Annotated in this window: 30 protein-coding genes; 14 read left to right on the forward strand and 16 right to left on the reverse strand. The window is 50.7% G+C overall.

Features of this window, described 5'->3' with window-relative positions; all coding sequences use genetic code 11:
* Nucleotides 1-197: 197 nt before the first annotated feature.
* From artP to artJ, 5 genes are all read left to right on the forward strand, one after another.
* Nucleotides 198-926, forward strand: a complete 729-nt coding sequence (gene artP, locus HBM92_RS16205; RefSeq protein WP_000027205.1) for an arginine ABC transporter ATP-binding protein ArtP — start codon at nt 198-200, stop codon at nt 924-926.
* A 17-nt stretch (nt 927-943) separates the two neighbouring features.
* Nucleotides 944-1,675: an arginine ABC transporter substrate-binding protein ArtI gene (artI, locus tag HBM92_RS16210; RefSeq protein ID WP_000756575.1), complete on the forward strand. Its 732-nt coding sequence runs from the start codon at nt 944-946 to the stop codon at nt 1,673-1,675.
* Nucleotides 1,676-1,681: 6 nt separating this feature from the next.
* A complete protein-coding gene (gene artQ, locus HBM92_RS16215; RefSeq protein ID WP_001001691.1) occupies nt 1,682-2,398 on the forward strand; it encodes an arginine ABC transporter permease ArtQ in 717 nt (238 codons plus the stop codon).
* Complete coding sequence (gene artM / locus HBM92_RS16220) at nt 2,398-3,066, forward strand: arginine ABC transporter permease ArtM (protein ID WP_000464491.1); 669 nt, start codon at nt 2,398-2,400, stop codon at nt 3,064-3,066. Before artQ ends, artM begins: the two co-directional genes overlap by 1 nt.
* Before the next feature lie 225 nt (nt 3,067-3,291).
* On the forward strand, nt 3,292-4,023 hold the full coding sequence (gene artJ / locus HBM92_RS16225) for an arginine ABC transporter substrate-binding protein ArtJ (RefSeq protein WP_001295905.1): 732 nt from the start codon (nt 3,292-3,294) through the stop codon (nt 4,021-4,023).
* Between the two features lie 28 nt (nt 4,024-4,051).
* On the opposite strand, the gene rlmC is transcribed toward artJ, so the two are convergent.
* The 10 genes from rlmC to HBM92_RS16275 all read right to left on the reverse strand — a co-directional run bounded on the left by rlmC (nt 4,052) and on the right by HBM92_RS16275 (nt 12,773).
* On the reverse strand, nt 4,052-5,179 hold the full coding sequence (gene rlmC / locus HBM92_RS16230) for a 23S rRNA (uracil(747)-C(5))-methyltransferase RlmC (RefSeq protein WP_001149714.1): 1,128 nt from the start codon (nt 5,177-5,179) through the stop codon (nt 4,052-4,054).
* Nucleotides 5,180-5,219: 40 nt separating this feature from the next.
* Complete coding sequence (locus HBM92_RS16235) at nt 5,220-5,708, reverse strand: YbjO family protein (protein WP_000389260.1); 489 nt, start codon at nt 5,706-5,708, stop codon at nt 5,220-5,222.
* Nucleotides 5,709-5,767: 59 nt separating this feature from the next.
* Nucleotides 5,768-6,613, reverse strand: a complete 846-nt coding sequence (potI, locus tag HBM92_RS16240) for a putrescine ABC transporter permease PotI (protein WP_001061658.1) — start codon at nt 6,611-6,613, stop codon at nt 5,768-5,770.
* Nucleotides 6,610-7,554, reverse strand: a complete 945-nt coding sequence (gene potH / locus HBM92_RS16245; protein ID WP_000105415.1) for a putrescine ABC transporter permease PotH — start codon at nt 7,552-7,554, stop codon at nt 6,610-6,612. The genes potI and potH overlap by 4 nt, the downstream gene beginning before the upstream one ends.
* Before the next feature lie 9 nt (nt 7,555-7,563).
* Nucleotides 7,564-8,697 (reverse strand): putrescine ABC transporter ATP-binding subunit PotG, encoded by a 1,134-nt coding sequence (potG, locus tag HBM92_RS16250; RefSeq protein WP_000996031.1) that lies wholly within the window; start codon nt 8,695-8,697, stop codon nt 7,564-7,566.
* A gap of 94 nt (nt 8,698-8,791) precedes the next feature.
* Nucleotides 8,792-9,904 (reverse strand): spermidine/putrescine ABC transporter substrate-binding protein PotF, encoded by a 1,113-nt coding sequence (gene potF / locus HBM92_RS16255; RefSeq protein WP_001443198.1) that lies wholly within the window; start codon nt 9,902-9,904, stop codon nt 8,792-8,794.
* Between the two features lie 348 nt (nt 9,905-10,252).
* A complete protein-coding gene (locus tag HBM92_RS16260) occupies nt 10,253-10,729 on the reverse strand; it encodes a YbjN domain-containing protein (RefSeq protein WP_000203025.1) in 477 nt (158 codons plus the stop codon).
* An 87-nt stretch (nt 10,730-10,816) separates the two neighbouring features.
* A complete protein-coding gene (gene rimK / locus HBM92_RS16265) occupies nt 10,817-11,719 on the reverse strand; it encodes a 30S ribosomal protein S6--L-glutamate ligase (RefSeq protein WP_000684325.1) in 903 nt (300 codons plus the stop codon).
* A gap of 60 nt (nt 11,720-11,779) precedes the next feature.
* Nucleotides 11,780-12,502: a nitroreductase NfsA gene (gene nfsA, locus HBM92_RS16270; RefSeq protein ID WP_000189167.1), complete on the reverse strand. Its 723-nt coding sequence runs from the start codon at nt 12,500-12,502 to the stop codon at nt 11,780-11,782.
* Complete coding sequence (locus HBM92_RS16275) at nt 12,486-12,773, reverse strand: DUF1418 family protein (RefSeq protein ID WP_001201570.1); 288 nt, start codon at nt 12,771-12,773, stop codon at nt 12,486-12,488. Before HBM92_RS16275 ends, nfsA begins: the two co-directional genes overlap by 17 nt.
* A gap of 159 nt (nt 12,774-12,932) precedes the next feature.
* On the opposite strand from HBM92_RS16275, the gene grxA reads away from it, so the two are divergent.
* The gene (gene grxA / locus HBM92_RS16280) at nt 12,933-13,190 is read left to right on the forward strand and encodes a glutaredoxin 1 (RefSeq protein WP_001195231.1); all 258 of its coding nucleotides are present in this window, start codon (nt 12,933-12,935) and stop codon (nt 13,188-13,190) included.
* 29 nt (nt 13,191-13,219) lie between these two features.
* Here the strand turns inward: grxA and HBM92_RS16285 are convergent, their stop codons facing one another.
* Entirely contained in the window at nt 13,220-13,597 is a 378-nt protein-coding gene (locus HBM92_RS16285; RefSeq protein WP_000681104.1) for an inner membrane protein YbjM, read from the reverse strand.
* A gap of 269 nt (nt 13,598-13,866) precedes the next feature.
* Here HBM92_RS16285 and HBM92_RS16290 point away from each other — a divergent pair, with 269 nt between their 5' ends.
* Complete coding sequence (locus HBM92_RS16290) at nt 13,867-15,552, forward strand: aspartate:alanine antiporter (RefSeq protein ID WP_001024876.1); 1,686 nt, start codon at nt 13,867-13,869, stop codon at nt 15,550-15,552.
* A 174-nt stretch (nt 15,553-15,726) separates the two neighbouring features.
* Here HBM92_RS16290 and rcdA read toward each other — a convergent pair whose 3' ends face one another.
* The gene (gene rcdA / locus HBM92_RS16295; protein WP_001304778.1) at nt 15,727-16,263 is read right to left on the reverse strand and encodes a DNA-binding transcriptional regulator RcdA; all 537 of its coding nucleotides are present in this window, start codon (nt 16,261-16,263) and stop codon (nt 15,727-15,729) included.
* Between the two features lie 83 nt (nt 16,264-16,346).
* On the opposite strand from rcdA, the gene HBM92_RS16300 reads away from it, so the two are divergent.
* The 3 genes from HBM92_RS16300 to ybjH all read left to right on the forward strand — a co-directional run bounded on the left by HBM92_RS16300 (nt 16,347) and on the right by ybjH (nt 18,740).
* The gene (locus HBM92_RS16300) at nt 16,347-17,555 is read left to right on the forward strand and encodes an MFS transporter (RefSeq protein WP_001313692.1); all 1,209 of its coding nucleotides are present in this window, start codon (nt 16,347-16,349) and stop codon (nt 17,553-17,555) included.
* Complete coding sequence (ybjI, locus tag HBM92_RS16305; RefSeq protein WP_001298572.1) at nt 17,555-18,370, forward strand: 5-amino-6-(5-phospho-D-ribitylamino)uracil phosphatase; 816 nt, start codon at nt 17,555-17,557, stop codon at nt 18,368-18,370. Before HBM92_RS16300 ends, ybjI begins: the two co-directional genes overlap by 1 nt.
* Nucleotides 18,371-18,455: 85 nt before the next feature.
* Complete coding sequence (gene ybjH, locus HBM92_RS16310) at nt 18,456-18,740, forward strand: protein YbjH (protein WP_000605488.1); 285 nt, start codon at nt 18,456-18,458, stop codon at nt 18,738-18,740.
* A gap of 40 nt (nt 18,741-18,780) precedes the next feature.
* Here the strand turns inward: ybjH and mdfA are convergent, their stop codons facing one another.
* On the reverse strand, nt 18,781-20,013 hold the full coding sequence (mdfA, locus tag HBM92_RS16315) for a multidrug efflux MFS transporter MdfA (protein ID WP_001180089.1): 1,233 nt from the start codon (nt 20,011-20,013) through the stop codon (nt 18,781-18,783).
* 284 nt (nt 20,014-20,297) lie between these two features.
* Here mdfA and ybjG point away from each other — a divergent pair, with 284 nt between their 5' ends.
* Both ybjG and deoR read left to right on the forward strand, forming a co-directional pair.
* Nucleotides 20,298-20,894, forward strand: a complete 597-nt coding sequence (gene ybjG, locus HBM92_RS16320) for an undecaprenyl-diphosphate phosphatase (protein WP_000892317.1) — start codon at nt 20,298-20,300, stop codon at nt 20,892-20,894.
* 57 nt (nt 20,895-20,951) lie between these two features.
* Nucleotides 20,952-21,710 carry a DNA-binding transcriptional repressor DeoR gene (deoR, locus tag HBM92_RS16325; protein WP_000450121.1) on the forward strand — a complete coding sequence of 253 codons (759 nt, stop codon included), beginning with the start codon at nt 20,952-20,954 and terminating at the stop codon, nt 21,708-21,710.
* Nucleotides 21,711-21,756: 46 nt separating this feature from the next.
* On the opposite strand, the gene dacC is transcribed toward deoR, so the two are convergent.
* Nucleotides 21,757-22,959, reverse strand: a complete 1,203-nt coding sequence (dacC, locus tag HBM92_RS16330) for a serine-type D-Ala-D-Ala carboxypeptidase (RefSeq protein WP_000195961.1) — start codon at nt 22,957-22,959, stop codon at nt 21,757-21,759.
* 246 nt (nt 22,960-23,205) lie between these two features.
* On the opposite strand from dacC, the gene gstB reads away from it, so the two are divergent.
* Nucleotides 23,206-23,832, forward strand: coding sequence for a glutathione S-transferase GstB (gstB, locus tag HBM92_RS16335; RefSeq protein WP_001295292.1), 627 nt, complete (start codon nt 23,206-23,208; stop codon nt 23,830-23,832).
* On the opposite strand, the gene yliI is transcribed toward gstB, so the two are convergent.
* Nucleotides 23,829-24,944: an aldose sugar dehydrogenase YliI gene (gene yliI, locus HBM92_RS16340; RefSeq protein ID WP_000555041.1), complete on the reverse strand. Its 1,116-nt coding sequence runs from the start codon at nt 24,942-24,944 to the stop codon at nt 23,829-23,831. The genes gstB and yliI overlap by 4 nt on opposite strands.
* 110 nt (nt 24,945-25,054) lie before the next feature.
* The gene (gene bssR / locus HBM92_RS16345) at nt 25,055-25,438 is read right to left on the reverse strand and encodes a biofilm formation regulator BssR (protein WP_000497141.1); all 384 of its coding nucleotides are present in this window, start codon (nt 25,436-25,438) and stop codon (nt 25,055-25,057) included.
* A gap of 212 nt (nt 25,439-25,650) precedes the next feature.
* On the opposite strand from bssR, the gene rimO reads away from it, so the two are divergent.
* Nucleotides 25,651-26,976, forward strand: coding sequence for a 30S ribosomal protein S12 methylthiotransferase RimO (gene rimO / locus HBM92_RS16350; RefSeq protein WP_000049378.1), 1,326 nt, complete (start codon nt 25,651-25,653; stop codon nt 26,974-26,976).
* The last annotated feature ends 8 nt before the right edge of the window (nt 26,977-26,984 follow it).

Here is a 26,984-nt window from a genome sequence, read left to right on the forward strand (position 1 = left end):
CCCCGTAAATTGTCCGGCATTTCGTGAGGAATGCCGACATTTATGCTCGCCGACCACCGCCCCCGTTATTTTGTGCTATGTTTATTGAATAATGCGCTTTGCTTTTAACTTTTAAAGCAGAAATATTGCATAATTATTCTGTCAAAGGTACTATCTTCGACCTCAATAGCTATCAGACTGCCAGTATACGAGTGTCAATGAGTATTCAATTAAACGGCATTAATTGCTTCTACGGCGCGCATCAGGCGCTGTTCGATATCACGCTGGATTGCCCACAGGGCGAAACGCTGGTGTTACTTGGCCCCAGCGGCGCGGGTAAAAGCTCGCTGCTGCGTGTACTCAATCTGCTTGAGATGCCGCGCTCCGGTACGCTCAACATTGCAGGCAACCATTTCGATTTCACCAAAACCCCCTCTGACAAAGCGATTCGCGATTTGCGTCGTAACGTTGGCATGGTGTTTCAGCAATACAACCTGTGGCCGCATCTGACCGTGCAGCAAAACCTGATTGAAGCGCCCTGTCGTGTACTGGGGTTGAGTAAAGATCAGGCGCTGGCCCGTGCAGAAAAACTGCTGGAACGTCTGCGTCTCAAACCTTATAGCGATCGTTACCCGCTGCATCTTTCTGGTGGTCAGCAGCAGCGTGTTGCTATTGCCCGTGCGTTGATGATGGAACCGCAGGTACTGCTGTTCGATGAACCGACCGCCGCACTGGACCCCGAAATTACGGCACAAATCGTCAGCATCATTCGTGAGCTGGCAGAAACGAATATTACCCAGGTGATCGTCACCCACGAAGTTGAAGTGGCGCGTAAAACCGCCAGCCGAGTGGTGTATATGGAAAACGGTCATATCGTAGAACAAGGCGACGCGAGCTGCTTTACCGAGCCGCAAACCGAAGCATTTAAAAACTATCTCTCTCACTAAGATTCGGGATAACAACAATGAAAAAAGTTCTGATTGCCGCGTTAATTGCAGGTTTTAGTCTTTCCGCCACAGCAGCCGAAACCATTCGTTTTGCCACCGAAGCCTCCTATCCTCCGTTTGAATCGATTGATGCAAACAACCAGATCGTTGGTTTTGATGTCGACCTGGCGCAGGCATTGTGTAAAGAGATTGATGCAACCTGCACTTTCTCTAACCAGGCGTTTGACAGCCTGATCCCAAGCCTGAAATTCCGTCGCGTAGAAGCAGTGATGGCGGGCATGGATATCACTCCGGAGCGTGAAAAGCAGGTGCTGTTTACCACCCCGTACTATGACAACTCTGCCCTGTTTGTGGGTCAGCAAGGCAAATACACCAGTGTTGATCAGCTGAAAGGCAAAAAAGTCGGCGTTCAGAACGGGACGACACACCAGAAGTTCATTATGGATAAGCATCCGGAAATCACTACCGTGCCATATGACAGTTACCAGAACGCAAAACTGGATCTGCAAAACGGTCGTATCGACAGCGTATTTGGTGACACCGCAGTGGTAACCGAATGGCTGAAAGATAACCCGAAACTGGCGGCAGTGGGCGATAAAGTGACCGATAAAGATTACTTCGGTACTGGCCTCGGCATCGCAGTACGCCAGGGCAACACTGAACTGCAGCAGAAACTCAACACTGCGCTGGAAAAAGTGAAGAAAGATGGCACTTACGAAACCATCTACAACAAATGGTTCCAGAAGTAATTCCTGATGAATGAATTTTTTCCTTTAGCAAGCGCCGCCGGGATGACCGTCGGCCTTGCCGTTTGTGCATTGATTGTCGGGCTGGCGCTGGCGATGTTCTTTGCGGTATGGGAGTCTGCGAAATGGCGTCCTGTCGCGTGGGCAGGTTCAGCGCTGGTAACCATTCTGCGTGGCCTGCCAGAAATTCTGGTGGTGCTGTTTATCTATTTTGGCTCCTCGCAGCTGCTGCTGACGCTTTCGGATGGCTTCACTATCAATCTTGGGTTCGTGCAGATCCCGGTGCAGATGGACATTGAGAACTTCGACGTTAGCCCGTTCCTTTGTGGTGTCATCGCACTGTCACTGCTGTATGCCGCCTATGCCTCGCAAACGCTGCGTGGTGCATTAAAAGCGGTGCCGGTGGGTCAGTGGGAATCCGGTCAGGCGCTGGGGCTGTCGAAATCGGCTATCTTTTTCCGTCTGGTGATGCCGCAGATGTGGCGTCATGCGCTGCCGGGTCTCGGTAACCAGTGGCTGGTGCTGCTGAAAGATACCGCGCTGGTCAGTTTGATTAGTGTGAATGATTTAATGCTACAAACCAAAAGCATCGCTACCCGTACCCAAGAACCGTTTACCTGGTACATTGTGGCGGCGGCGATTTACCTGGTGATCACCCTGCTCAGTCAGTACATTCTCAAACGCATTGACCTGCGCGCGACACGTTTTGAGCGGAGGCCCAGCTAATGTTTGAGTATTTACCCGAACTGATGAAAGGGTTGCACACCAGCCTGACGCTAACCGTTGCCTCGCTGATTGTGGCACTGATTCTGGCATTGATTTTTACCATCATCCTGACGCTGAAAACGCCGGTGCTGGTGTGGCTGGTGCGGGGCTATATCACGCTGTTTACCGGTACGCCGCTGCTGGTGCAGATCTTCCTGATTTATTACGGACCGGGCCAGTTCCCAACGTTGCAGGAGTATCCGGCACTGTGGCATTTGTTGTCAGAACCGTGGTTATGTGCGCTGATTGCGTTGTCGCTGAACAGTGCGGCGTACACCACGCAGCTGTTTTACGGTGCGATTCGCGCGATCCCGGAAGGTCAATGGCAGTCCTGTAGCGCCCTGGGAATGAGCAAAAAAGATACGCTGGCGATCCTGCTGCCGTACGCGTTTAAACGCTCGCTCTCTTCTTATTCCAACGAAGTGGTGCTGGTGTTCAAAAGTACCTCTCTGGCTTACACCATTACGCTCATGGAAGTGATGGGATACAGCCAGTTATTGTACGGACGCACCTACGATGTAATGGTATTTGGCGCGGCGGGGATTATTTACCTGGTCGTCAACGGCCTGCTGACGCTGATGATGCGTCTGATCGAGCGTAAAGCACTGGCATTCGAACGGCGGAATTAATGTAGCTGCATGCTGATGCCGGATGCGGCGTGGACGCCTTACCCGACCTGCACAGTGCATAAATTCTTATAATGAAGACGGCCAACCCACTAAGTTGTCCGTCTTTTTTTATTTCATACAAATTATTTACTCATATTTATTGCATATAAATTCACTTGATGGCATTGTTATCCCATGCCGCAGACACGGCCAAAAATCATAAGATTGACAGACGGGAGTTCCATCATGAAAAAGTTAGTTCTTGCCGCTTTACTTGCTTCCTTTACTTTCGGTGCTTCTGCCGCAGAGAAAATCAATTTTGGCGTTTCAGCCACCTATCCACCCTTTGAATCTATAGGTGCTAATAATGAGATTGTCGGCTTTGATATCGATCTGGCAAAAGCCTTGTGCAAACAAATGCAGGCAGAATGTACTTTTACTAATCACGCGTTCGACAGCCTGATCCCGTCACTGAAATTCAGAAAATATGACGCCGTAATCTCCGGAATGGATATCACGCCGGAGCGTAGCAAACAGGTATCGTTTACCACGCCCTACTACGAAAACTCAGCCGTCGTGATTGCCAAAAAAGATACCTACAAAACGTTTGCCGATCTGAAAGGCAAACGTATTGGGATGGAAAACGGCACCACGCACCAGAAATATATTCAGGATCAGCACCCGGAAGTAAAAACTGTCTCCTATGACAGTTATCAGAATGCCTTTATAGATCTGAAAAATGGCCGTATTGATGGCGTATTTGGTGACACCGCAGTGGTAAACGAATGGCTGAAAACCAATCCGCAACTGGGCGTTGCTACTGAAAAAGTGACCGATCCGCAATACTTCGGCACCGGCCTGGGTATCGCTGTACGTCCGGATAACAAAGCTCTGCTGGAAAAACTGAATAACGCGCTGGCAGCAATTAAAGCTGACGGTACATATCAGAAAATCAATGACCAGTGGTTCCCACAGTAAGATTCAGAAAGCCGCACCTGCGGCTTTTTTATTGCTGCACCAGCAGCGTCAGCACTTCATAGTGCGCGGTGTGCGGGAACATATCAAAAAGCTGTACCCGTTCGATGCGATAACCAGGCAGTTCGCGGATATCTTTCGCCATAGTTTGGGCGTTACAGCTGGAGTAGATAATAAAACGCGGTGCCATCGTTGAGAGATAATCACACAGCGGTTTACCGATGCCGCGGCGCGGCGGGTTAACCAGCACCAGCTCCGGCACTTCCCCCTGAGCGGTGGCAAACTGCGTAGAGTCCAGCGCCTGAAATTGCAAACGCGTTAAGCCCAGTTCAGCGGCTGACTGCTTCGCACAGGCAATGGCCTCTGGTGCAATTTCGATCCCGGTTAACTGCATGTCAGGCGTCGCGCAGTGTAAACCAAAGCCACCCACACCGCAGAACAGATCCCACATATGTTTAACCGGCAGCTGTCGTACCCAGTCGCGCGCGGTGGCGTACAGCTGGCTGGCGACCGCCGGATTAGTCTGGAAGAAACTTTGCGGACGGATCCACAGCGGTACGTCATTAAAACGCTCTGCCAGTGCCTGTTGTTCGGTCAGGTAGATCTCCGTCTCCCCTTCCATAATCGCCATATGTACCGGCTGAATATTGACGGTAATAACTTTCAGCTGCGGTAATTGTTCCTGTAACCACGGCAGCGCCTTACGCAGTTGCGCCAGTTTGGTATCAGAACGCAGTACAAAACGCAGCATCATGCCGCCATCGCTCTGGCTTTCAGTCAGCAGAATGTATTTCAGTTCACCACGTTTACGCGCCACGTTGTAGGGCGTTAACCCCGCACGGGCGATAAACGGTTTTAGCGCCGCAAAAACGGGCGCAAATGAGGCTGGATAAAGCGGGCAGTCACAAAGGTCTTCCGGTGTACCATCTCGATGCAGCATACCGAGCAGTGGTTTTTCAACGCTACCACTCACCACCATTTTGGCTTTATTACGAAACCCTTGTTCCGGGCCTGACACCGGCGCACACCATTCCTCAACCGGAAAATCAGCGAGCAGATTTTTAAGATCGGCGGTTTTAGCGGAGAGTTGCTCTGGAATCGGCTGCGTTATCCACTGACAGGAACGACAGCGACCCGCGTCGTAAAGTGCGCACTGCATACATTGACCTTCACATCATCAGGGGCGACGATTATACACATTATTGCAACTGGAAGAACCGCCGACTTGTCGAGGGAACGAACAGCAGCATCAGGATGAGCATATCCGGCAGCTTCTGCAGCATCAGGCTATGGAAGATTTCACGTTTTGATTCACCGGGAATGCTGAACAGTTCCGGATAACCATACCCCAGCGAAGCCGCCCACAAGTAACTTGCGGCTGTGATTTGTGTCAACAGATACAGCCAGCGCGCCCAGCGACGCCCTTTCACCAGTGAAAACGCACACCAGATCTCAATGAAAACCAGCACCAGACTGCTCAAAAAGACCAGCGTTAAACTCCAGGTTTGTACGCTGCGATGAATGAACTCGCCAATACCGCGCACGCCCAGCGTATTGAAAATCATCAGCACGTCGAGGCCACGGATCATAATAATGGCGAGCGCCGCCACCTGCACCAGCGCAGGCACATTCAGGCGAGCATGAGATGAAGATGTTTTCTTAAAAAATCCCAACGTTTCGTCTTCCATGAAAACAATGCCGCGACATGCGCGGCATTATGTAGCCAGGTTGGCAAATTTTAGTGTCTTCAGCCACGTCTTGCACGCTGGATGTCGCGTATCCGCTGTTTTTCTGCGCGCGCCATCAGATACCAGGCGATAAATCCGACAATTCCGACCGCGCCGAGGATCAATGTTGCCAGGGCGTTGATTTCCGGATTCACCCCCATCCGCACGCTGGAAAAGACCAGCATCGGTAAAGTGGTGGCTCCCGGCCCGGAAACAAAGCTGGCGATCACCAGATCATCAAGCGACAAAGTAAAAGCCAGTAACCAGCCAGAAATGATCGCGGGCATGATCATCGGTAGCGTAATGACAAAAAACACTTTCAGCGGCGTCGCACCGAGATCCATCGCGGCTTCTTCTATCGAGCGATCCAGTTCCCGCAGACGCGACGAAATAACGACTGCCACATAAGCCGTACAGAAAGTGACATGCGCCAGCCAGATGGTGAGCATACCGCGGTCCGCAGGCCAGCCAATAGCATGAGCAAGCGCGACGAATAACAACAACAGCGACAAACCCGTGATGACATCTGGCATTACCAGCGGTGCGGTGATCATGAAGGCAAAACCATTTGATCCGCGAAACCTGCCAAAGCGCACCAGCACGACCGCCGCAATAGTCCCGAGGATCGCCGCCGCCGTCGCCGCACAGGCCGCAATTGTCAGACTTAAACCAACCGCACTCATCATCGCGTCATCGCGCAATAATTCGCCATACCAGCGCGTTGACCAGCCGGCCCACACCGTCACTAGCTTCGAGCTGTTAAACGAATAGATAACAAGCATCAGCATTGGCGCGTAGAGAAAGGTGAAGCCCAACAGCAAAATCACAATCCGCCAGGGCGAACGAACCACCGGTAAATTATTCATCCGTGTTCTCCCACGCTTTTTTGCTGATGTTTGTGGAACCACATTATCGGCATAATTAGCAGCAGCAACATGATGATCGCTACCGCTGAGGCCACCGGCCAGTCGCGGTTGTTAAAGAACTCCTGCCACAGCACGCGCCCGATCATGATGCTGTCCGGGCCACCGAGCAGTTCCGGGATCACAAACTCGCCCACAGCCGGGATAAACACCAGCATCGATCCGGCAATAATCCCACCTTTAGTCAGCGGCACGATCACAGTAAAGAACGTTTTCAGCGGTCGTGCACCGAGATCCAGTGCCGCTTCCACCAGCGAATAATCAATACGAATCAACGCGGTGTAAATCGGCAGCACCATAAACGGCACGTAGGCGTAAACAATGCCAATATAAACCGCAAAGTTGGTATGCAGAATGGTCAGCGGTTGATCGATAACCCCCAGCCACAGCAGAAAATTATTCAGCACACCGTTGTTTTTTAATATTCCCATCCAGGCGTAGACACGAATCAGAAACGAGGTCCACGACGGCAGGATCACCAGTAGTAATAAGATATTACGGGTCGAAGGCTTACTGTGCGCCACCGCCCACGCCAGCGGATAGCCGATCAGTAAACAGCAAATAGTCGAAATCGCCGCCACCTGTAACGACTGGAGATAAGCATCAAAATAGAGCGGATCGTCGGTCAGTTGCAGAAAATTACCGAGATTAAGAGTGATAGAAAGTTGCCCGTCAGCCCACTCCATCAATTCGGTATAAGGTGGAATAGCGCGCGCCATCTCCGCCAGGCTTATTTTAAAGACGATCAGAAATGGCAGCAGAAACAGCAAGATCAACCAGATATATGGCAACGCAATAACCAGTTTGCGCCCATGTTTCATTTGCAGCTGCGACAACCACAGCTTAAAGGGTTTTGGCTGGGCAGCAGGTTCAAGTGTACTCATATTTGCTCCTTAAACCGTCAGCACCACACAGCTGTCCACTTCCCAGCACAAACGCACTTCGTCGCCCCAGGTCGGTAACCCTTTACGATGACGATGGGCGTTTTGTAGCTGGGCGCTAATCATCTGCCCACTTTTCAGACGAACGTGATACACCGAAAGATCGCCGAGATAGGCAATGTGTATCACCTCCCCCACCGCGAAGTTACAACCATTGGCGGGCGGTTCCTCGCAAAGCATGATTTTTTCCGGGCGAAGCGCCACATGCACCGGCACGTTATCGACAACCGAAGCATCCACATCGACTTTCAGTGGATGCACCAGTCCCGGCGAATAAAGTACCAGACCATCTTCCTGACGCTCTTTGAGTACACCTTCAAAGACATTAACCGAACCGATAAATTCAGCGCTGTAGCGAGTGGTCGGATGCTCGTAGATCTCTTCCGGCTCGCCAATCTGGACAAATTTCCCACGATTCATAATGGCGATACGCCCCGCCATGGTCATCGCCTCTTCCTGATCGTGAGTAACCATTACGCAGGTCACACCGACGCGCTCCAGAATATCCACCACTTCAAGCTGCATCCGGTCACGCAGCTTTTTATCCAGCGCGCCCATCGGCTCATCGAGCAGTAATAGTTTCGGGCGCTTAGCAAGGCTTCTGGCCAGGGCCACACGCTGACGCTGACCACCGGAAAGCTGATGCGGTTTGCGTTTGGCGAACTCCTGCATATGCACCAGCCCAAGCATCTCATTGACCCGGCTGGCAATTTCCGCTTTCGGTAGTTTGTCCTGTTTCAGGCCAAAAGCGATGTTCTGTTCCACGGTCATATGCGGAAACAGCGCGTAAGACTGAAACATCATATTGATGGGCCGCAGGTAAGGCGGCACCTGTGACAAATCGACGCCATCGAGCATAATCTGCCCGGCCGAAGGTTGTTCAAAACCTGCCAGCACACGCAGCAGCGTGGACTTGCCACAGCCGGATGCGCCCAGCAGCGCGAAGATTTCACCTTTGTAGATGGTCAGGCTGACATCATCCACCGCATGTTGACCATCGTAGGATTTGGTCAGGTTACGGATTTCTAATAGCGGCGTCAGCGCCTTACGGGTTTTCGCCTGCGGGCGAGGGATAGCGTCATTCACGGCTGCTCTCCGGCATTGAATGTGTGCAAGCGCACCATGATGGTGCGAATTGCCGGCGGGTGTGGTGCGCCCGTCCGGCATCTACGGCTGCGGATTATTTTCCGCTCTTCACTTTGGTCCACGCGCGGGTGCGCACACGGTCGATTTTCGGGTCCTGCACTTTCAGAGTGAACAGCTTCGCACGAACATCCGCAGGCGGATAAATACCCGGGTTATCACGGACTTCCGCACTCACCAGCGGCGTGGCTGCTTTATTGGCGTTAGCATAGAACACATGGTCAGAGATATGTGCCACCACATCAGGACGCAGCAGGTAATTCAGGAACTGATAGGCTTCGTCTTTGTTTTTGGCATCCGCAGGCATGGCGAATACATCAAAGAACGCCATCGCCCCTTCTTTTGGAATCGAGAACGAGACATTCACGCCATTCTTCGCTTCCTTCGCGCGGTTTGACGCCTGCCAGACATCGCCCGCCCAGCCAATAGCGACACAGATGTCACCATTCGCCAGATCATTGATGTATTGGGATGAATGGAAATAACGAATGTTCGGGCGCAGCTTTAACAGCAGATCGGTAGCCGGTCCGGTGTAATCATCCGCTTTAGTGCTGTTAGGATCTTTGCCGAGATAATTCAGCACGGTAGCAAACACTTCTTCTGGCGCATCGAGGAAAGAGACACCGCAGCTTTTCAGTTTTTCCAGATTTTCAGGTTTGAGGATCAAGTCCCAGCTATCGACGGGCGCGTTTTCGCCCAGCACCGCTTTAACTTTATCGACGTTATAGCCAATCCCGGTCGTCGCCCACATATAGGGCATAGCAAATTTATTGTCGGGATCGTGTTTGGCGACCAACTTCAGCAGCTCCGGATCGAGATTCTTCCACTCCGGCAATTTGCTTTTATCCAGCGGCTGGAAAACTCCCGCTGTCAGCTGGCGCTCAAGAAAGCTTGCTGACGGCACCACCAGATCAAAGCCGGTGCTCCCCGCCATTAATTTGCCTTCCAGTACTTCGTTAGAATCGAAAACATCGTAGACGACTTTAATACCGGTTTCTTTTTCAAAGTTGGCCACGGTGTCCGGGGCGATATAATCAGACCAGCTATAAATGTGGAGTGTTTTTTGTTCAGCCGCGAGCGTGCTGACAGAGACAGCCATCAGAGCCCCCGCAACCAGACCCGATAGCCATTTTTTATTTAAGGCGGTCATATCTCTTTCCTTCTGAAAATTCGTTAACAAACGAACAAAAGTTGTCACACTGAAAGATATGCAATAAACGTGCATATTTTTATCGGCGCGGTGTAAGAAAAGAGAACTCTCTCCCGGCCTGCACTGCTCACTATATAAAAGCATCGCAAGAATAACTTTAGCCAGGGTTTGAGACTATAGCTCGGATTAAAAAACGGTATTTAACAAATTTTATGCGTATTTGCTCTATGTGATAAAGCCAAATCGGCACAAGAGAAGTGAATTAATCTTTAATAAAAGGTTAAAAACAGCGGATAATTTTGCGGCACGCAGTCACTGCGGCAGCGACTGCGTGCTCGAAAGGAGTTATCAGTGGAGGAAATAGTTTTCGGTAACGTTATTTTGCCCTTCATCGTCAGTCGGTAACAGCAGTTGATGGGCATTAGCTTCAAGAATGACCATCGAAATCTGCTCTTCGCTCTGACGCACGAACCATGCAAACTGCTCATAGGTTACGCCCTGCATAACGGATAAAGACTGGCAAACCACCAGCTTTGGCAGATTATCATCCTGCATATCAAGAAATGCTTTCACGGTCAGCGAACTGGCATTGATGGCTGATAAATCCGCCGCCAGCGGCAATACGGCTGAAGGTCGGACTTCCGCCATGGCAGAAAACAGGATCGTGTTATCGATCAGATCGATTTTAGCATCAAAGACACCGTCGAAATTCTGCATATGGGGCAGATGCAGAGCCTGACAGTTATCACATTCAAAAAAACTCATCCCCAGGTCATCGAGCCATTGACGCAACGTATCCAGACCAGGAACGACCAGCGATGTCATAATTTTGTACAACCTCTTCCGATAAAAAGACCGGCACAGCTTACGCAAAAAGCGCAGGCAAAACCATGATCAGTAATGTGATTGCGACTAACCACCCGTTTTCAGGCAATATTCTGTCGTAGCGTGGCGTTCGATCCAGCGGATCATTTTACTCGCGATGTCGATACCGGTGGTTTTTTCTATTCCTTCCAGCCCTGGCGACGCATTCACTTCCATCACCAACGGCCCGCGATTAGCACGCAGAATATCCACACCAGCAACGTCCAGCGCCATCGTTCGCGCGGCTTTTATCGCGATTTCACGCTCCTGTGGTGTGATACTGGCGACGCTTGCCGCGCCGCCACGATGCAAATTGGAACGAAAATCGCCCTCTTTCGCCCGCCGTTCAATCGCAGCGACTACTTCATCGCCAACAACCAGACAGCGGATATCGCACCCTTGCGCCTCTTTGATATATTCCTGCACCAGAATATGCGCGTTCAGACCGCGGAAAGCGTCAATCACGCTTTCCGCCGCCTGACGCGTCTCCGCCAGCACGACGCCAATTCCCTGCGTGCCTTCAACCAGCTTGACCACCAGCGGCGCACCACCGACCATGTCGATTAAATCGCTGGTATCATCCGGCGAATGCGCAATGCCCGTGACAGGCAGGTCGATGCCCTGACGCGCCAGCAGTTGCATGGAACGCAATTTGTCACGCGCCCGGGCAATGGCGACCGACTCATTGAGCGGATAGCTCCCCAGCATCTCGAACTGGCGCAGTGCCGCCGTCCCATAAAAGGTAATGGCGGTGCCAATACGCGGGATCACTGCGTCAAAATGGGGTAACTTGCGGCCTTTGTAGTGAATAGAAGACGCCGCAGGATTTATGTTCATGTAGCAAGAAAGCGGATCAAGAATTTCAACCAGGTGACCGCGCTGTATAGCGGCTTCACGCAGCCGCTTACACGAATAGAGCGTTCCATCCCGGGACAATATGGCAATTTTCACCCTGCACCTCTCTGTCAGACCTGGTCAAAAGCCCGCGTATCATACATCGACGTGGCAGTTTTAGCGCGTCGCCCAACCCTGTTTGTGCAAATAATCCAGAATAAATGGGCGGCTTTCTTTAATGATTGTTCGGCGGATATGATCGCTCCAGGTATCCCGGCGATTATTGCTGCCACGGGTGAGGTAATATTCCGCCAGTTGCTCGTCATACTGCGCCAGTACGTCTTTATCCAGCGGTTGATAGCTGTTTTCATGCACCAAAATGGAGGCCGGTAAACGCGGCTTAAGATCCGGATTATCCGCAGGCCAGCCAAGGCACAGCCCAAACAGCGGCAGAACATGCTGCGGTAATTTCAGCAGTTCCGTCACCGCTTCAATATTATTGCGCAGGCCGCCGATATATACCCCGCCCAATCCCAGCGATTCCGCTGCGGTTAATGCATTCTGCGCCATCATTGCCGTATCAACGACACCGAGCAACAGTTGTTCCGCCAGGCCGAGCTGAGCATCCGGACAGATCTGTAAATGGCGGTTAAAGTCGGCACAGAACACCCAAAACTCCGCCGCTTGCGCTACGTGTTTTTGCCCGCCGGTCAGCGTTACCAGTTCTTCACGTAACGCTTTGTCGGTAATGCGAATAATGCTACTGCACTGCAAAAAACTGGAACTGGACGTCGCACGGGCGCTGTTAATAATCGCCTCACGCTGCGCTTCGGAAATGGGTTCATCAGTGAAATGGCGAATGGAGCGATGGCCACAAATAAGTTCAATGGTTGGCGTCATTATCTTTTTCTCTTTCTGAACGTGAATATTGCGGTGGATGGTTCATCAGCTGTGGGGCAAGACGTTTTGCCACCTGAAGAATAACCACCACCGCAGCGGGAATCATGAGCAAAACACCGAGAAAAATCATCAGAATCTGCACTTCTGGCCGAGAAAATGGCTCAGGTAGCGACAGGGAGTCGCTTACCGACAGCAGCGCCACCGCCAGCAACATCATTCCGATAAATTCCAGTATCAACACGCTTTTAGGCAATTTACCGATCGCGCGCATACGCTTCCCTCTGCAAAGTGAGCCTTCAGTCTAAAACTTTTCACTGCATTGTGTTTAACAGTTATAGCTTTTAGCAATTAATGCAACAGGTTAAACCTACTTTCAGCGAATACATTTTAGCGTGATCATTACAGGCATAAATCTATGAGGAGAGAAATAATGCAAACCGTTATTTTTGGTCGTCCGGGTTGCCCTTACTGTGTGCGTGCCAAAGATCTGGCCGAGAAATTGAGCAATGAGCGCGATGATTTCCAGTATCAGTATGTAGATATTCGTGCGGAAGGGATCACTAAAGAAGATCTACAACAAAAGGCAGGTAAACCCGTAGAAACCGTGCCGCAGATTTTTGTCGATCAGCAACATATCGGCGGCTATACCGATTTTGCTGCATGGGTGAAAGAGAATCTGGACGCCTGATCGTCTGACAAGCCCTCGCGTTGAGGGCTTTATTGATTTTTTCTGTGCTGTGGTTTAAACAAACTACTGATAAATAAGAAACACAATGCCCCCAGCGCACACCAGAACACCGCACTTAATAACCATGCCAGCTCTTGCCAGAATGAGCGCGTCGGTGAAAAAAACAGCCGCATAATGAGCATCGAACAGGGTGCCGCCAGCATTGCGCCAAACAGAGGTTTCAGGACTTCTCTACGATGTGAAAAGAAGCTGGCAACTGCACCAGGAAGAATGAAAAATAGCAAACCGATTTCAGGATGCCCGGCAGCCCGAAAAGCGCCTTTCATGTGCGTCGCCAGAAAAAGACACACCACAATGAAGAGGACAAAACAGCAGATTGCCCCCGCCCAACGTTGTTTATGTTTCACTCGTTCCTCCTGACACTGCGTCTATCGAACACATTTTTCGCCAGTGTGGCGTTCAGTAAGATAAAGCCGCTTCGCATTCCATGCTAATATAGGCCAACGCAATTCATATAGCCGTTGATACCTAATGTGATTACACTAGTAAAATATATTGTTACTTTACTATCGTTTAGGTGCGCTGAATGAATCTGCGCCCTGAATTCTGGTAAAAAACATTATCGTAAATTACCATTTCTTTCAACAGCTTACTAGTAAACAAGAAGTTAGCCTCCGTGAATATAAACGTCGCCGAATTGTTAAATGGGAATTACATTCTGTTATTATTTGTGGTCCTCGCGCTTGGGCTATGTCTCGGGAAATTACGACTTGGTTCGATCCAACTGGGTAATTCCATTGGCGTTTTAGTCGTATCGCTGTTATTAGGCCAACAACATTTCAGCATTAACACCGACGCGCTTAATCTTGGCTTTATGCTGTTTATTTTCTGCGTCGGGGTCGAAGCCGGACCGAACTTTTTTTCCATTTTTTTTCGCGATGGGAAAAATTACCTAATGTTAGCACTGGTGATGGTTGGCAGTGCGCTGGTGATCGCCTTAGGGTTAGGTAAGCTGTTTGGCTGGGATATTGGCCTGACGGCCGGTATGTTAGCTGGCTCTATGACGTCGACACCGGTTCTGGTCGGTGCTGGCGATACACTGCGTCATTCCGGCATGGAAAGCAGGCAGCTCTCACTGGCACTGGATAATCTGAGCCTCGGGTATGCCTTAACCTATTTAATCGGTCTGGTGAGTTTGATTGTTGGTGCGCGTTACTTGCCGAAATTGCAGCATCAGGACTTACAGACCAGCGCCCAGCAAATCGCCCGCGAACGTGGCCTGGACACTGATGCCAACCGTAAGGTTTATTTACCGGTGATCCGCGCCTACCGCGTCGGCCCGGAGCTGGTGGCCTGGACCGACGGCAAAAATCTGCGTGAACTGGGTATTTATCGACAAACTGGCTGCTACATTGAACGTATTCGACGTAACGGGATTCTGGCGAATCCAGACGGTGATGCTGTGCTACAAATGGGAGATGAAATAGCGTTGGTAGGCTATCCCGACGCCCACGCACGACTCGATCCCAGCTTCCGTAACGGCAAAGAAGTTTTCGATCGTGACCTTCTCGACATGCGTATCGTCACTGAAGAAGTGGTCGTTAAAAACCATAACGCCGTGGGCAAACGTCTCGCACAACTGAAGTTGACCGATCACGGTTGCTTCCTTAACCGCGTCATTCGTAGCCAGATTGAGATGCCGATAGATGACAACGTCGTGCTTAACAAAGGTGACGTTTTACAAGTCAGCGGCGATGCCCGTCGCGTAAAAACCATCGCCGATCGCATCGGCTTTATCTCGATTCACAGCCAGGTCACTGACTTGCTGGCATTCTGCGCCTTCTTTGTTATTGGGCTGATGATCGGGATGATCACCTTCCAGTTCAGCACATTCAGTTTCGGCATGGGGAACGCTGCCGGGTTGTTATTCGCCGGAATTATGCTGGGATTTATGCGCGCTAACCACCCGACCTTCGGTTACATTCCGCAGGGTGCATTAAGCATGGTGAAAGAGTTCGGCTTAATGGTGTTTATGGCAGGCGTTGGTCTGAGCGCCGGTAGCGGTATTAATAACGGCCTGGGCGCGATTGGCGGTCAGATGTTGATTGCCGGATTGATTGTCAGTCTTGTGCCAGTGGTTATCTGTTTCTTGTTCGGTGCTTATGTATTGCGAATGAACCGCGCACTGTTGTTCGGCGCAATGATGGGCGCACGCACCTGCGCGCCGGCAATGGAGATCATCAGTGATACAGCTCGCAGTAACATCCCGGCGCTGGGCTATGCGGGCACCTATGCAATCGCCAACGTCCTGCTGACGCTGGCAGGGACAATCATCGTCATGGTATGGCCAGGATTAGGATAAAACTGAAGTTGCCCTGAAAATGAAATTTTTTTGCACAACCGCAGAACTTTTCCGCAGGGCATCAGTCTTAATTAGTGCCACTGCTTTTCTTTGATGTCCCCATTTTGTGGAGCCCATCAACCCCGCCATTTCGGTTCAAGGTTGATGGGTTTTTTGTTGCCTGAAATTTATCTACTACCCAGCAATCCTCTCAACCATCCTCAAAATCTCCTCGCGTGATAGCGGCTTACGGTCGGTGACAAAATGCAGCGTCATCCCCTCAATAAACGCATCAAGCGCGCGGGCGGTTCCGGGTTCAAACCATTGTTCGAGCGTTTGTTGACTGCGCTGCATCCAGTTTTGCATTACCGTTTTTAAGAGCGGTTTTCGGCTAGCCAGCGCGTAGAGCTGGTACATCAGCTCCATATTATCCGGCGTTGCGACCTGTGAGCTGTAGATCATATCGGTGATAGCCTGGCATGCGCCTGGAGCATCACTAACATCGCTAAAAAATGCCTGATATTGCCGGGACATGATCTCAGTAAAACGGCTGAACGCCTCCAGCAACAACTCATCAATTCCTGAAAAATAGTAGGTCATCGATCCCAACGGCACCCCGGCAAGGGCAGCAATTTTGCGGTGTGTAACAGCATGTATTCCGTAAAGTTTCACCGCCTCCAGCGTGGCCTGGATAATTTTTTCTCGCCGTTGCGGATCGTTAGCGCGACGCATGTCATTTCCTCTCTCTGCAATTGTGTACAAATGTACACAGTCTTGCTAATGTTGTCTTCCCTCTTCTTATTTTGACGTGGTCTATGACCGTAAATTCTTCACGTAATGCATTGAAACGCCGAACCTGGGCGCTGTTTATGTTCTTCTTTTTGCCAGGCCTGTTAATGGCGTCCTGGGCAACCCGTACGCCTGCTATCCGCGATATTCTCTCTGTCTCGATCGCTGAAATGGGCGGTGTTCTCTTTGGTCTGTCGATCGGTTCGATGAGCGGTATTCTCTGCTCAGCGTGGTTAGTGAAACGCTTTGGGACGCGTAATGTCATCCTTGTCACGATGTCCTGCGCATTGATTGGGATGATGATACTAAGTCTGGCACTCTGGCTGACATCGCCCTTGCTCTTTGCCGTTGGTCTCGGCGTCTTTGGGGCTAGTTTTGGTTCTGCGGAAGTGGCGATAAACGTTGAAGGTGCCGCCGTTGAGAGAGAAATGAATAAGACGGTTTTACCGATGATGCACGGTTTTTATAGCCTGGGCACGCTGGCAGGCGCTGGTGTCGGGATGGCACTGACGGCCTTTGGCGTTCCGGCAACGGTGCACATTTTATTGGCGGCGCTGGTAGGCATCGCGCCTATTTATATCGCCATTCAGGCAATCCCTGACGGTACGGGCAAAAATGCTGCCGATGGCACCCAGCATGGTGAAAAAGGCGTACCTTTTTATCGCGATATCCAGTTGCTGCTGATTGGTGTTGTGGTGCTGGCGATGGCCTTTGCCGAAGGTTCTGCCAACGACTGGTTACCCTTATTAATGGTTGATGGTCACGGTTTTAGCCCTACTTCCGGCTCGCTGATTTATGCCGGTTTTACCCTGGGGATGACCGTTGGACGCTTTATCGGCGGTTGGTTCATTGACCATTACAGTCGCGTTGCCGTGGTTCGGGCCAGTGCACTAATGGGGGCGTTGGGTATTGGGCTGATTATTTTTGTCGATAGCGCCTGGGTCGCTGGGGTGTCTGTTGTACTTTGGGGACTGGGTGCCTCGTTGGGCTTCCCGCTGACCATTTCTGCCGCCAGCGATACCGGCCCCGATGCACCAACCCGCGTCAGCGTGGTAGCTACGACCGGTTATCTGGCTTTCCTCGTCGGGCCGCCGCTGCTGGGCTATCTCGGCGAACATTATGGATTACGTAGTGCAATGCTGGTTGTACTGGCGCTGGTTATTCTCGCGGCTATTGTCGCGAAAGCCGTCGCCAAACCCGATACCAAAACGCAGACGGCGATGGAGAATAGTTGATGAGCATTAAATTAATTGCGGTAGACATGGATGGTACTTTCTTAAGCGATCAAAAAACCTATAACCGTGAGCGGTTTATGGCTCAGTATCAGCAAATGAAAGCACAAGGCATTCGCTTTGTGGTCGCCAGCGGGAATCAATATTATCAGTTGATCTCTTTCTTCCCTGAAATTGCTAATGAAATAGCCTTTGTGGCTGAAAACGGCGGCTGGGTAGTGAGCGAAGGCAAAGATGTTTTTAATGGCGAGCTGTCGAAGGATGCGTTTGCTACTGTCGTGGAACATTTGCTGACGCGCCCGGAAGTGGAAATTATTGCCTGCGGAAAAAATAGCGCCTATACCCTCAAAAAATATGACGATGCCATGAAAACGGTGGCGGAAATGTATTATCACCGTCTGGAATACGTCGATAACTTTGACAACTTAGAAGATATCTTCTTTAAATTTGGCCTTAATCTCTCTGACGAACTGATCCCACAAGTGCAAAAAGCATTACATGAGGCCATCGGCGATATCATGGTACCGGTCCATACCGGCAACGGCAGCATCGATCTGATTATCCCCGGTGTACATAAAGCCAATGGCCTTCGCCAACTGCAGAAATTATGGGGAATAGACGACAGCGAAGTGGTGGTCTTTGGCGATGGTGGTAACGATATTGAGATGCTGCGTCAGGCAGGCTTTAGTTTTGCAATGGAAAATGCCGGCAGCGCGGTCGTCGCAGCGGCAAAATACCGGGCAGGCTCCAATAACCGTGAAGGCGTACTGGATGTGATCGATAAAGTGCTTAAACACGAAGCGCCATTTAAGCAATAAAAAAGGCAGCACGCCCGGCAACACAATACCTGAATGAAGGCTGCATAATTCGCGGAAATTAACCCGCTGCATTATTTCAGGCGAAATGATTATGAAAAATTGTCTACTGTTGGGCGCGCTTTTAATGGGCTTTACTGGTGTGGCGATGGCACAAAGTGTCACCGTCTATGTGCCGAGTGGATACAAAGTGGTTGTGGTTCCTGATTCAGTCAGCGTTCCACAAGCGGTCAGCGTCGCGACTGTGCCGCAAACCGTCTATGCGGCTCCTGCGCCAGCTCCGGCTTACCGCCCGCATCCTTATGTTCGCCATCTTGCCAGCGTAGGTGAAGGGATGGTTATCGAACACCAGATTGACGACCATCACCATTAATTCGAGAATGCCTGATCGCACAAAGCAATCAGGCATTTTTTTACCCTTCGTGCGAATTTCCCATCTGTTTATCTTTTAAAAAGATAACCATCAGCGACAGCCACAAAATGCCGTTGACAAGGTTGAAGAGATTAAACAGTCCGTTGCCCCCGTTCAGCCAGGCATGTTTGCTGATTTCAATACCGACGGTAAAGATCAGCATTTGCAGCATCCCCATCGCCGCAGAAACCGTACCTTTACTCATATCGCTGGCAAACAGGGTTAATCGCACCAGTCCCGCATTCGCCAGACCAATACCGAAAGCATAAATACTTAACCCGGCGGTCATCCATAAATACGCGTGCGATGAGATAACCGTTGCCGCAGCAGCGACCAACAGACCAATCATAATCGGCCAGCCGCCCATAATAATCAGCGAACGTACGGTGCGGCGCGAGGTCAGACGCGCTAACAGCAAGTTACCCGCAATTAACGCCCCGAAAATAGGCACTTGCAGCAAGCCATATTCATAGCTGCTCAACTGCTCACCGGTAATGATGATAATCGGCGACTGGGCGATCCACGCCAGCAACGGCAGGCTAACAAATCCCAGCGCCAGCGCCCCCGCCACAAAGCGGCCGTTCTTCAGCACCAGCTTATAGTCACGACCGAGTTCTTTCAGCGACAGTTTCTCGCCTATACGCGTGGCGGTTTCAGGCATAGCTCGTTGCAGACCGAAAAAGGAGATCGCTGCCAATGCGGCAAACAAGACAAACATCCCCTCCCAGGGCAGCACATGGATCCACGCCGCGCCCACCAGCGGACCAAGTAGTGGAGCAATCAGCGCCACGTTCGCCATTAGCGCGGTGATCTTGATACAAACGGCCTCTTCGAAGGATTCCTGAATTGCGGCGTATCCCACAGCGCCAATGAAACAGAGGCTTATGCCCTGCAAGAAGCGCAACAGGGTGAATTGTTCAATGTTTTGCGCCAGTAATATTGCCAGACAGGTGACGATAAACCACACCACTCCCGCCAACATCACCGGACGGCGGCCAATACGATCCGACAACGGCCCCAGGAGCCATTGTAAAAACATCCCGCCCGCCAGATACGCAGTCATCGAAGTAGGAACCCAATCAATGCCCGCCTGATATTGTTCCACCACGGCCAACATACCGGGTTGAATCATATCGTTGCCGATATAGGTTGAAAATTCGTAAAGCACCAGACAGAGAGGGAAAAGTAACGCCTGACGTCCAAGCCTGGCACCGGAAGCTAATTTATTTTGCATGCAATTTCTTCGCCAATAATAATCGCGCAAAGTTTAATAAAAGCGCAGCTAACGAGAAAGCGAATTTTGTAGCTGAAACCACGGTTAAGCACATTCTTACATTATTGCGAGTATAGCTACGCTTTCTTTAAGTTTTATTTAACCTTTGCCCGTTACAATCACCTACCGTAAACAGGCCGCTTGAGGGAAATAAGACGATGCCGCTTTACCCAGTTTAACCTGCACTTTATTCTCAACGACTTGCCTGTATTGGCTCCCTTTTAATCACTTTGCGTCGGGAAGTTATGCTGGAAAATTTGAATCTCTCTCTATTCTCTCTTATTAACGCAACGCCAGACTCTGCGCCGTGGATGATCTCGTTGGCGATTTTTATTGCTAAAGATTTGATTACCGTGGTGCCGTTGCTGGCCGCAGTACTTTGGTTGTGGGGGCTTACAGCACAACGGCAACTGGTGATAAAAATCGCTATCGCGCTGGCGGTCAGCCTGTTTGTGTCCTGGACGATGGGACATCTTTTTCCGCACGACCGACCCTTTGTCGAAAATATCGGCTATAACTTCCTGCATCATGCGGCGGATGACTCATTCCCGAGCGATCACGGTACGGTGATTTTCACCTTTGCACTGGCATTTTTATGCTGGCATCGCCTGTGGTCCGGCTCACTTTTAATGGTGCTGGCCGTCGTCATTGCCTGGTCGCGCGTTTATCTTGGCGTCCACTGGCCGCTGGATATGCTCGGTGGATTGCTGGCAGGTATGATTGGCTGCCTTAGCGCCCAGATTATCTGGCAAGCGATGGGGCATAAACTCTATCAACGTCTGCAATCGTGGTATCGCTTCTGTTTTGCATTACCGATCCGCAAAGGCTGGGTGCGTGACTGATCTCTGCTAAAAAGTGTAGTATTGAGCGGCTCGCTTCAATAACTATTCAGAGGGATTATGGAAACACGTCGCGAAGAGCGTATCGGGCAGCTGCTGCAAGAATTAAAACGCAGTGATAAGTTACATCTTAAAGACGCCGCCGCCCTGCTTGGGGTTTCGGAGATGACGATTCGTCGCGATCTGAACAACCACAGTGCGCCCGTCGTTTTGCTCGGCGGCTATATTGTTCTGGAACCACGCAGCGCCAGCCATTACCTGTTAAGCGATCAAAAATCCCGCCTGGTGGAAGAAAAACGCCGGGCGGCAAAACTGGCTGCGACGCTGGTAGAACCCGATCAGACCCTCTTTTTTGACTGTGGCACCACCACGCCGTGGATTATTGAAGCAATTGATAATGAAATCCCTTTTACCGCCGTTTGTTATTCGCTAAATACCTTTCTGGCGCTGAAAGAGAAACCCCATTGCCGCGCGTTTCTTTGCGGTGGTGAATTTCACGCCAGCAACGCCATTTTCAAACCCATCGATTTTCAGCAAACGCTGAATAATTTTTGCCCGGATATCGCTTTTTATTCCGCTGCGGGCGTGCATGTCAGTAAAGGCGCTACCTGCTTTAATCTTGAAGAGTTGCCGGTAAAACACTGGGCCATGTCGATGGCGCAAAAGCATGTGCTGGTTGTCGACCACAGTAAATTTGGCAAGGTGCGTCCGGCGCGCATGGGTGACCTGAAACGCTTTGATATTGTTGTGAGCGATTGTTGCCCGGAAGATGAGTATGTGAAGTACGCGCAGACGCAGCGTATTAAGTTGATGTATTAATGACGTATAACCGGATGACGTTTCGCGCCATCCGGTTATCAGAAGATTAAGAGAACCAGCTGCCGAACCACTGATGGAATTTCATCATCACGAAATCCCACATCCGACCAAAGAATCCGCCCTCTTCCACATTTTCCATCACGATCAGCGGACGCTGCTCAATGGATTTACCGTTAAGCTGGAAATCAATGGTGCCGACAACCTGACCTTTTTTCAGCGGTGCGGTAAGCTGCGGTTCCGTTAACGTATAACTCGCCTTCAGGTTTTTCAGCTGCCCACGCGGTATGGTCACTGAGCCCGCTTCGCCTGCCCCGAGATTCACTTCGCTCTTATCACCAAACCAGACGCGCTGAGTCACAAATGTGGCATCAGGTTTAATTGGCGTCACGGTTTCAAAGAAACGGAAGCCCCAGGTCAATAATTTCTCAGACTCATTAAAACGGATACGGTCAGTTTTCGCCCCCAGCACTACGGAGATTAAACGCATATCGCCCTGGGTAGCCGAAGCAACCAGATTATATCCCGCGCCTGCCGTGGTTCCTGTCTTCATGCCATCAACATTCAGATTGCTGCTCCACAGCAGACGATTACGGTTAGGCTGACGAATTTTGTTGAAGGTGAACTCTTTCTCTTTATGAATGGCGTACTCTTCCGGCACATCGTGGATCAATGCTTTACCCAGCAATGCCATATCGCGCGCGGTACTGAACTGCCCCGGCGCATCCAGGCCGTGCACCGTCTGGAAGGTAGTGTTGGTCAGACCCAGTTTTTTGGCATAACCATTCATCAAACCAATAAATGACTCCTGGCTCCCGGCAACGTAATCAGCCAGCGCAATACAGGCGTCATTACCGGACTGGATAATCACACCTTTGTTCAAGTCTGCCACCGAAACCTGATCGCCCGGTTTGAGGAACATTACCGATGAACCACGCAGTGCCGGATTTCCCGTCGCCCAGGCATCTTTACCGACCGTCACCATATCGGTGAGTTTAATCTTATCGGCCTTAAGCGCCTGCCCAACCACATAGCTGGTCATAATTTTAGTCAGGCTCGCGGGATCCAGTTTCTCATCCGCATTGCCTTCTGCCAGCACTTTACCGCTGGCGTAATCCATTAAAATCCATGCACGCGCATCCACGCTCGGCGCTTCAACGGTTTGTTCCGCCGCGAATGCCGTTGGGGCAAAAAGGAATAAAAATGCAGAACCCGCTGCAAGACCACGAAGGAGAGAGGAGTATTGCGTCATAAATGCCACCCGAGTATCCATTCAAAAAAAATACGTTATATCGCCGTATGATAAGTTCGGTGATTAATAACGCACACACAAACTTAAAGAAACCGTAAGTTGGTAAAGTTTTTAAAGTTTATGCAATATCCTGCCGCTTCGCTGCTTCTGGTGTCATTTTTTTGCCAGCTGTTGCTTAAAAGTTAACTTTACTTCACCATCGGAGTCCTGTTCAGCCTGTGGCTGCCTGTCGGAAAAGGGGTGAGTATGATTACGCTGTGGGGTCGGAATAATTCAACCAACGTAAAAAAAGTATTGCTGACGCTCGAAGAACTGGAACTACCTTATGAGCAAATTCTCGCGGGCCGTGAGTTTGGGATAAATCACGATGCTGATTTTCTGGCGATGAACCCTAACGGGCTGGTGCCGTTGTTGCGTGACGACGAAAGTGATCTCATTCTTTGGGAATCAAACGCCATTGTCCGCTATCTGGCGGCACAGTACGGGCAAAAACGCCTGTGGATCGACTCACCGGCACGTCGTGCGGAAGCAGAAAAATGGATGGACTGGGCAAACCAGACGCTCAGTAATGCTCATCGCGGGATCCTGATGGGATTAGTCAGAACACCACCGGAAGAGCGCGATCAGGCCGCCATTGATGCCAGTTGCAAAGAGTGCGACGCCCTGTTTGCCCTGCTCGATGCGGAACTGGCAAAAGTAAAATGGTTCTCAGGCGACGAGTTTGGTGTGGGCGATATCGCTATCGCACCGTTCATCTACAATTTGTTTAACGTTGGCCTGACCTGGACACCGCGTCCAAATCTGCAACGCTGGTATCAGCAACTCACTGAACGCCCCGCAGTGCGCAAAGTGGTGATGATTCCCGTTAGCTAATTGCGTGGGCTAACTTTAAGTAATTCCCCACTGGACTCGTCGGTGAGAACGTATAAATAACCGTCGGGTCCAGTGCGAACATCACGAATTCGCTGCCCTCTGTCCGTTAAAATACGGCCATCTTCTGTCACTTTGTCGCCGTTGACGCTCATCACAATGACATCTTTATCTTTCAGCGCGCCAATAAATAATTTTTGCTGCCACTGGGGGAATTTGTCGCTGTTATAGAAGGCCATGCCGCTCACGGCGGGCGAATCTTTCCAGTAAAAAACAGGTTGCTCGGTCCCGGCGACGATCTCCCCTTTCGCTTCCGGTATCTTAAAGCCCGAATAGTTGATTCCCCAGGTTGCCAGCGGCCAGCCGTAGTTTTTGCCTTTTTGCGGAATATTAATTTCATCACCACCGCGCGGGCCATGTTCATTCAGCCATAGTGCATTACTCCACGGATTCATCGCCATTCCTTGCGGATTACGAATGCCATAAGACCAGATCTCGGCGCGCACACCGGATTCCTTTATAAAAGGATTATCATCCGGGATTTCTCCCAGGTCGGTCAGACGCACCAGTTTGCCCTGTAATTTATCCAGATCCTGCGCCGTCGGGCGCTGATTGTTTTCGCCCAGAGCAATAAAAAGATAACCTTTACCGTCGAATACCATCCGCCCGCCAAAATGGTTACCGGTAGACAGTTTTGGCATCTGACGAAAGACGGTGCGGAAGTCGGTCACTTTTGAGAGATCATCACTTAAGCGGCCATAACCCACAGCAGTTCCGGCTTTGCCATCATCGCCAACTTCGGAATAACTTAACCAGATGCGGCGCGACTGAGCAAAATCGGGCGCTAAAACCACGTCCAGCAGGCCGCCCTGCCCGTGCGCCCAAACGTCCGGCACTCCGGAAAGCGGCGCAGATAATCCTTTTCCTGCTTGCCAGTGACGCAACTCGCCGCCGCGCAGAGTGATTAACATACCGTGATTATCGGGTAAAAAGGCCAGCGCCCAGGGATGGTCGAGTTTGTCTTGCAGTACTTCGACATTTACCGTTGCAGGAGCTGCCCAGAGAGCGGAAGAAAGACAAATAAGGGGCACAAGGAAAAAGGATTGTCGATGCATAACGCCTCCGGATTGACTCTGGCTTAAAGCGTAGTCAGTGGAGGAGATAACAAATTCATTTTTACAAAAACTTAAACATGAAGGGGGAGACGCTTTCTCCCCCTTAGTTTTCAGGCCTTCTCAAGCATGGCGTGCTTCTGCAGGCTCTGGATACTCAGCGTTAAGCTCATCAGACAATTTTCAAGCTTATCGGCGTTGACGGTAATAACAGTCGGGCAATCATGGTGCCCACTCATCAAACATACTGCGGCTGTCGCTAATGCTTCTTCAGCATGATGAAGAGCACTCCATTCTTCCTGATCCAGATGAAGATTCAACCGCAGCGATTTATCGTGCAGTTCGCGATTCAGTTTAAAAAAGTTATCTCGTAGATGATTGCTTTCGCTGACGGACATGTATCCTTTTGCCTTCCTCAGTTGCACGTATGCGGCGAGGTCAACGCGTGCGTCGATCAACCGGTTCAGCATATCGATTCGCTGTCTGTCAACGAACATACTTCGATCCTCCTCTTTCCAGCCTTGTTGCAACTAAATAGTATGGCTGTTTTTTGAGCAAAATGCTGTCCAGGAGCAATTCTTCACGCCGAATTAACAAAATTTACATTTCCTTCAACTCCGCCAGCGAATGAGATTGCGATACAAATTTTATCCAGAACTCTGTAGAATCCCTGCCCTGACCTTTCCTGTAACTGAATATTTTTTAAGCTATGAGCAAAGTAACTCCCCAGCCGAAAATCGGCTTTGTTTCCCTTGGCTGTCCGAAAAACCTTGTCGATTCAGAGCGTATTCTCACCGAACTACGCACTGAAGGTTATGACGTGGTACCGAGCTATGATGATGCGGACATGGTGATCGTCAACACCTGCGGCTTTATTGACAGCGCGGTACAAGAATCACTGGAAGCCATTGGTGAAGCGTTGAATGAAAACGGCAAGGTAATTGTGACCGGTTGTCTGGGGGCAAAAGAAGATCAGATCCGCGAAGTCCACCCGAAAGTGCTGGAAATCACCGGGCCTCATAGCTATGAGCAGGTTCTGGAGCACGTTCATCACTACGTGCCAAAACCGAAACACAACCCATTCCTGAGCCTGGTGCCAGAACAAGGTGTGAAACTGACGCCGCGTCATTATGCCTATCTGAAAATTTCTGAAGGCTGTAATCACCGCTGCACCTTCTGCATTATTCCGTCTATGCGCGGCGATCTGGTGAGCCGTCCGATTGGCGAAGTGTTAAGTGAAGCGAAACGTCTGGTTGATGCGGGCGTTAAAGAAATTCTGGTGATCTCGCAGGATACTTCCGCGTATGGCGTCGATGTTAAACATCGTACTGGCTTCCACAACGGCGAGCCGGTAAAAACCAGCATGGTCAGCCTGTGCGAACAGTTATCGAAACTGGGGATCTGGACACGTCTGCACTACGTTTACCCTTATCCGCATGTGGACGACGTCATCCCACTGATGGCAGAGGGCAAAATCCTGCCGTATCTGGACATTCCGTTGCAGCACGCCAGCCCGCGCATTCTCAAACTGATGAAACGTCCGGGTTCTGTAGATCGCCAACTGGCGCGCATCAAACAGTGGCGCAAAATCTGCCCGGAACTGACCCTACGCTCAACCTTTATTGTTGGCTTCCCTGGCGAGACGGAAGAAGATTTCCAGATGCTACTCGACTTCCTGAAAGAAGCACGTCTGGATCGCGTTGGCTGCTTTAAATACAGCCCGGTTGAAGGTGCAGACGCCAATGCCCTGCCTGACCAGGTTCCGGAAGAAGTGAAAGAAGAACGCTGGAACCGTTTCATGCAGTTGCAGCAGCAAATTTCCGCCGAGCGCCTGCAAGAGAAAGTGGGCCGTGAAATTCTGGTGATTATCGACGAAGTGGACGAAGAAGGCGCGATTGGTCGCAGCATGGCAGATGCACCGGAAATCGACGGCGCGGTTTATCTCAATGGTGAAACCAACGTTAAGCCGGGTGATATCCTGCGAGTGAAAGTCGAGCACGCCGATGAGTACGATTTGTGGGGTAGCCGGGTTTAATTAATTCA

This window comes from Escherichia sp. E.sYA108 (assembly GCF_011754335.1).
Taxonomy (GTDB): domain Bacteria; phylum Pseudomonadota; class Gammaproteobacteria; order Enterobacterales; family Enterobacteriaceae; genus Escherichia; species Escherichia coli.